Source organism: Nonomuraea lactucae (genome assembly GCF_003313395.1).
Lineage (GTDB): Bacteria > Actinomycetota > Actinomycetes > Streptosporangiales > Streptosporangiaceae > Nonomuraea > Nonomuraea lactucae.
Genome location: NZ_QNFZ01000857.1, coordinates 1 through 6,298, shown reverse-complemented (window position 1 = coordinate 6,298; position 6,298 = coordinate 1). Strand labels below are relative to the sequence as shown.

Genomic DNA, 6,298 nt, shown 5'->3' with positions numbered 1-6,298 from the left:
GACGCCGGCCGGGCGAGCGGGAAGCGCGCCAGGTGCGGCACGGCGAGCAGCGCCAGGTTCGCCCTGCCGCCCGCCTCCCACTCCGGGCCGTACCCCGCCCGCGCCGCCTTCTCCAGCACGGCCAGGAACGCCTCGGCCGACTCCGGCCGCTCGGCGGGGTCCTTGGCCAGGCCGTACGCGGCCAGCGCCCTGAGCGGCTCCTCCACGTCGTCGAGCGGCGGGGAGGCGTGCCGGTGCAGGCGGGCCAGCCCGGCCACGTCGCCTGCGGTGAACGGCGGGCACCCGGTGAGGCACTCGAAGAAGGCCACGGCCGCGGCGTAGATATCGGCGCCCGGGCCCGCCGGGGCTCCGTCCCAGCGTTCGGGCGCCAGGTGGGAGGGGGTGCCCGCCAGGGGCGCCCGGCCCCGCACGGGCGCGGCGAGGCCGAAGTCCACGAGCCTGCTGTCGCCGTTCCTGCAGACGATCACGTTCTCGGGCTTGACGTCGCGGTGCGCGACGCCCAGGCGGTGCCCTTCGGCGAGTGCCAGCAGGGCGCCCTTCAGGACGGCCAGCGCCGCTTCGGGGCCGGTGGCGCCGTCGTGCTCGATCAGGCGGCGCAGCGTGACGCCGTCGACCAGTTCCGCCACGGTGGCGGCGTCGTCGCGGCCCTCGACGTAGTCGAGCAGCCGGGCGAGGTGGGGGCCGCCGAGCTGCCGGATCAGCGGCGCCTCGGCCCGGAACCTGCCGGCGAACCCCGGATCCTCGCGCAGCCGCGCCGACAGGTGCTTGACGGCGACCGGCCGGCGGTCGGAGTCGCGGATGGCGAGCATGACCCGGCCTGTGGCGCCGTGTCCAAGTTCCCGGAATTCGGTGTAGCCGGGAACCGTCATGTGGAAGACCTCCTGACCAGATGACGATCTCGGTGTCAGGACGCTATCTGTTGGTTTCGCCCCGTGTCGAGACACGTCCTGTCCGTAACGAGACCTTCTGGGGAACCGATATGCCGCCGGTCGGGACGGTGCCGGTCAGGACAGTGTGATGCGGTCCAGGTTGGGGCCTCCCGTCGCTGTGGTGCCGGTCAGGCGGATGGTGTTGGTCCCGGCCGCCAGCGTGATCGGGGCGGTGGCGTCGGCCCAGGAGGTCCAGGCGCCCGTCGAGCCGAAGGGCAGCGCGCTCCCCACCGCCGCGCCGTTGACCGTGAGGCTCATCGGGCGGCCCGCCGTCGTGCCGTTGGCGTACCGGATCGTCAGGGTCCTGGGGCCCGACTCCCGCACGGCGAACTCGACGTACGAGCCGACGACGTTGTCGCCGTTGACGAACCCGGTGCCGGAGTAGCCGGCATGGTTGGACTCCACGACGCCCTGGGAGATCGTGGCGTTCTCCGCCTCGTGGCGGGGGGTGGCGGAGGCGGGACGGGCGCGGATGAGGCGGGTCTCACCGGGCCGCAGCGTGGCGCTGTAGGAGGAGGCGACGGTGCCCTCGGAGGCGCCCGACCACAGGTTCGTGACCTGTGCGGGGCCGCCGAACCCGGCCTGCGACCAGGTCACGCCGACCGTGGAGTCGCCGGACGTGCCGGTGTTGAACAGGGCGATGACGTAGTCGCCGTTCGCCTCGCGCTTGCGCCACACCTGGTTGACGCCGCTGCTGACGATGCGCTGCGCGGCGACGCCGTCCTGGTTGACGGCGATGAGCCGGTCGTTGGTGAGCATGGCCAGGTCGGTCGGGGTGAGCGCGGTCAGGTCGCTGCCGAGCAGGAGCGGGGTCGCGGCCATCGCCCACAGCGTCATGTGCGAGCGGCGCTGGTCGGCGTTGATGCCGATCTGGTCGCCGTTGCCGATCTGGAGGGAGTCCAGGTCGTTCCAGCCGCCCGGCCCGGCGTGCGGCTGCCAGTTCGCGGCCGAGCCGAACCGGCCGGAGATGCGCGCCCAGTTGGTCAGCGGGAAGCCGCTGCCGTTCGGGCCCGGTCCGCAGTAGCACTCGACGTCGCCCTGGGTGCGCCAGCTGTTGGCCAGCCTCCGCCAGGTGGCGGCCTGGGCGATGGGCAGGTTGTTGGAGAGGGCGAAGTTGATCGGCCGGCCGGTCTGCCGCAGCGCCCGGTCCCACGCCTCGACGTCGGCGATCGTCGTCGCGTCGACGCCGTCGATCTTCAGGTAGTCCACGCCCCAGGAGGCCATCTGGTTCGCCCACGAGTTGATGAACGCCTGGGCGCCCGGGTGGGAGTGGCGCAGCCGGTACATGTTCTTGCAGTTGTAGTTCTTGTGCGTCTGGGAGGTGTCGGCGATGTCCTGCGCGCGGTAGGAGGTGCCCTCGACGGGGGTGTTCCTGAGTACGGCGTTGCGGGCGATGCCGGGGGTGACGTAGAAGCCGAACTTCAGGCCCTTGGCGTGCACGTGGTCGGCCAGCGCCTTGATCCCGGAGGGGAACTTGGCGGGGTCCACCGCCCACCGGCCGTGGTCGTCGACCATGAAGCCGTTGGAGTCGCACCGCTGGTAGAAGTCGTCCAGGTTGACGTACACGTAGCCCTTGGCGGCGAGGCCGCTGCTGACCAGCGCGTCGGCCTGGGCGCGCATCTTGGCCTCGTCGGGCCAGCGGCGGACGAAGCTCCAGCTGCTCCATCCCATGGCGGGCCTGATCGACAGGCCGTTGTCCGACGTCACCGCCGACACCGCCGACACCGCCGACACCGCCGACGCGGCGGTGGCGGAGGCGGCGGGCCGGCCGCCCGCGGCCACCAGGCCGGTGAACCCCAGGACGGTGGCCCCCGCCACCGAGCATGCCTTTCTCCATTTCACTGGGTTTTCTCCCTTCTGTCCTCACGGCAGGCATTCCGGTGGGGCGCGCCGCCGGAGGCGGCGCGCCAGAGCGGAGCGAGGCTCAGCCGACGGTGATGTGGTCCAGGTTCGGGCCGCCGCCGGCCGTGGTGGCCGTGGCGCGGATGGTGTTCGGGCCCGCCCGCAGCGGCACCGTGACCGACCTGGTGGTCCAGGACGGCCAGCCGCCCGTCGGGCCGAAGGCCAGCTCGTCGGCGACGACCGTGCCGTTGACCACGATGTCCATGGGCCGGCCCGTGGTGGTGCCGTTGGCGTACCTGAGGGTGAGGGTGGCGTCGCCGGCGGCCGGGGCGTTCACCGCGAACTCGACGTACGACCCGGCCACGTTCGTGTAGTTGACGAAGCCGGTGCCAGTGAAGCCGGCGTGGTTGGACTCCACGACTCCCTGCGAGATCGTGGCGTTCTCCGCCTCGTGGACGCCGGGCGGCGGCGTGCCGCCGCCCGCGTACGCGCCGCCGACCCACGCCTCGTCCACGCGGAGCCGGGCGACGCCGTGGCTGCTGACCTTCTCCAGCCGCACGTGCCGGGCCGTGGTGGCGGGCACGTCGATGATCTGCACGCCGCGGTGGTTGGGCAGGTTGCCGGTCTTGACGGGGGTGCCCCAGTTCACGCCGTCGCTACTGACGTAGACGCGGTAGGAGTTGATCCGCGCCGAGTTGGCGGCCGGGTGGGTGGTGGAGTCCTCGCGCTGGTTGATGCCGATGTAGCGGATGGGCTTGGCCGCGCCGAGGTCGAAGCGGAGCGACACGGGCTGGGCGGAGCCGGCGTCCCAGTACGTCAGGTAGTCGCGGTCGCCGGCGTGGGAGGCGGGGTGCCCGCTCGCGGAGGCGGAGGCGGTGAGGGTGACGCCCGTGTGGATGCCCTCGCGCACGGTGGAGACGACCTTGAACACGGTGTCGTACTGGTCCCACGAGGAGACGCCGGTGAGCGTGAGCGTGCCGTTCGCCTGGGTGAAGGCGACCGGGGCGCCGGTGCGCAGGTTGGTCACCGAGGAGATGCGGTAGCCGTTGTCGCGCAGCGACAACGTGCTCCCTGACGGGCGGGTGAGGACGTGGATGTAGTGCAGGTTCGGGTTGGTCTTGCTGATGGTGGTGACGCCGTGCGCGCCCGCGTTCCAGAAGCCCGGGTCGAGCCCGCCGTACATGTAGCCGCCGCCCTCGACGCCGTGCAGCGACTCCCGGATCGCCTGCAGGTAGCCCTCGGCGAAGTCGTTGAACGCCTCCTGCGCGGGCGGCATGCGCCCGGCCTTCATCGGCGTCTCGGCCATCAGCGCCTTCACCGACGAGCCGGCGTTGGTGATCAGCCGGCCGAGCGACAGCTTGTAGTCCACGGCCTGGTCGGAGCCGCCGTACCACCAGGGACCGGAGGTGGGCAGTTTGAAGTCGGCCTCGATGAGCCGCGGCGCCGCCGTGTAGACGGCCTGCGGGTAGTCGTAGTTCGGCGTCATGCCGGTCTTCTGCTCGTTGCTGATCATGTCCATGATCGGCGTGTCTTCGTTGTTGTTCGACAGCGTCATGTCGGGCCGCTCGCGGCGGATGCGCTCGTAGAGGCCGTTGCGCTCCCAGTAGGCGTTGTCGTTGTCGATCCAGAACCCGGCCAGCTTCGGGTAGCGGGCCATCTGCTCGACGAACTGGTCGTAGCTGAACTCGCCGAACCCGTCACGCGTGTGCAGGTCCACGGTGTGGCCCTTGTAGGCGGAGTACGCCGCCGAGTTGAGCCAGGACTGGCCGGAGCCGAGCCCCTCGTTCCACCACTGCGGGTCGTCGGTCATGTAGTGGATGACCTTCAGGCCGCGCGCGTCGGCGGCGTCGATCAGCTCGCCGAGGAAGTCCCTGCCGGAGCGGCAGGAGCCGGGCACGTTCGACGGGTACGGCCGGGCGTAGCCGAGCCGGGAGTGGAAGGTGGCCAGCACGATGTACTGGGTGTGCAGCTTCCGCGCCTGCTCCACCCAGTAGGCGGCGTTCCAGCCGCCGGAGGTGATGGCCGACTCCCAGGCGGAGCAGCTCGTGTGCTGCGGGGCGGTGCGCATGCCCCAGTGCAGGAAGAGGCCGCCGACCGAGGAGCGCAGGAAGGCCTGGCGGGGATGCTGCAGCTCCGCCCGCGCGGGGGCGGAGACGAGAAAGCCGAGGACGAGGATGAGCACGGCCAGCAGTGCCGTGCGTGGCGCGCGTGACATGCGCGACCTCCTTCTGGAGGGGGGTGCGGGTGGTGCGGCCCTCGCATGAGCCGATGAGGGGTGGTTCAGGCCACTTCGATGTGGTCGAGGTTGGGGCAGCCGTTCGCCGTGGTGGCGGTCAGCCTGACGGCGCTCGGGCCGGCGGGGAGCGTCACGGGGAACGAGTCGGTCGCCCATGACGTCCAGGCGCCCGTGCCGGTGTAGGAGCGGGTCGCGACGGCGGCGCCGTTGACGGTGATCCGCATCGGCCGGTCCGCCGTGGTGCCGTTGGCGTAGCGGATCCGCAGCGTCCTGGGGCCCGACTCCCGCACGGTGAACTCGACGTACGCACCGGCGGCGTTGTCGGTGTTGACGAAGCCGGCGCCGGTGAAGCCCGCGTGGTCGGACTCGACCGCGCCCTGCGAGATCTTCCCGTTCTCCGCCTCGTACCGGGTGGCCGTGCCGCCGCCCGGCACCGCCTTGTACGCGCGCAGGCGGGTGAGCAGCAGGTGGCAGTCCTGCAGCGAGCCGGAGGCGTCGCCGAGCGAGCGGTAGATGCCCCACTTGGGGCGGACCCGGTCACCGAGGAACGTGTCGACCCCGGTCCTGGTGGCGTCGACCACCGTGGCGCCGCCGTTGCGGACCACCCAGCGCACCCCGCCGGCGCCGCCGTCGCCGATCCGGATCTCGTAGTCGACGTCGATCCACCTGTTGTGCAGGGGCGCCAGGTCGGTCCGGCCGACCAGGATGTTCGGCTCGAAGACCTTGTGCTCGATGGTCTGCGCGCCGTTCACCCGGCGCAGCGAGGTGACGGTGATCGGCGAGGTGCCCGTGCCGGGCATCTTGGTCTGGAAGACGTGGGTGAACGTGGTGGTGGCCTTGAGCGTGGCCGGGATGTACATCGAGTACGTGACGCGCCACAGCTCGCCGAGCCGCCACTGCAGGTAGCCGCTGCCGGTGCGGTTGCCGGTCACCTCCTGGCGCTGCCTGTCGGTGCTGCTGTCCCGGTCCACCATGTGCATGGTGAAGCGGTAGTCGTCGCCGGCGGGGACGATGTGCGGCCGGCCGGCCGGGTGGGAGCCGGCGCGGTCGTCCTCGATGGTCTCCCAGGCGCGCATGCCGTCCACGGCGGCCGACGGGGACCAGAGCAACTGCCAGCTCATGCCCGGGGGGAGCAGGCTCGGTGCGGCTCGCGTACTCGAGAGCGCGGGCAGGGCAGGCAGGGCGGGGGCGACGGCGGTGGCCGCGCCGGCGCCGAGGAGCATGCCGAGCTGGCGGCGGGTGAGTTCCATGGATTTCCTGTCCGGTGCGGCGGCCGCGCGCCGTGCGCGCG

General features: G+C 71.9%; 4 protein-coding genes. All 4 read right to left on the bottom strand.

Annotated features, from left to right (window positions below):
- Positions 1–869: serine/threonine-protein kinase (locus DQW85_RS29710; protein WP_162795478.1), on the bottom strand; the 869-nt coding region annotated here is incomplete at its 3' end.
- 135 nt (positions 870–1,004) lie between these two features.
- The gene (locus tag DQW85_RS29705; protein ID WP_205315511.1) at positions 1,005–2,771 is read right to left on the bottom strand and encodes a carbohydrate-binding protein; all 1,767 of its coding nucleotides are present in this window, start codon (positions 2,769–2,771) and stop codon (positions 1,005–1,007) included.
- Positions 2,772–2,853: 82 nt separating this feature from the next.
- Complete coding sequence (locus DQW85_RS29700; RefSeq protein ID WP_205315510.1) at positions 2,854–4,986, bottom strand: discoidin domain-containing protein; 2,133 nt, start codon at positions 4,984–4,986, stop codon at positions 2,854–2,856.
- Between the two features lie 65 nt (positions 4,987–5,051).
- On the bottom strand, positions 5,052–6,298 hold a 1,247-nt coding region (locus DQW85_RS47135), incomplete at its 5' end, for a carbohydrate-binding protein (RefSeq protein ID WP_240197505.1).

Bases quoted from the DNA above. Each gene is read 5' to 3' on its own strand.
- DQW85_RS29700 (WP_205315510.1), bottom strand. From the start codon at position 4,986: ATGTCACGCGCGCCACGCACGGCACTGCTGGCCGTGCTCATCCTCGTC.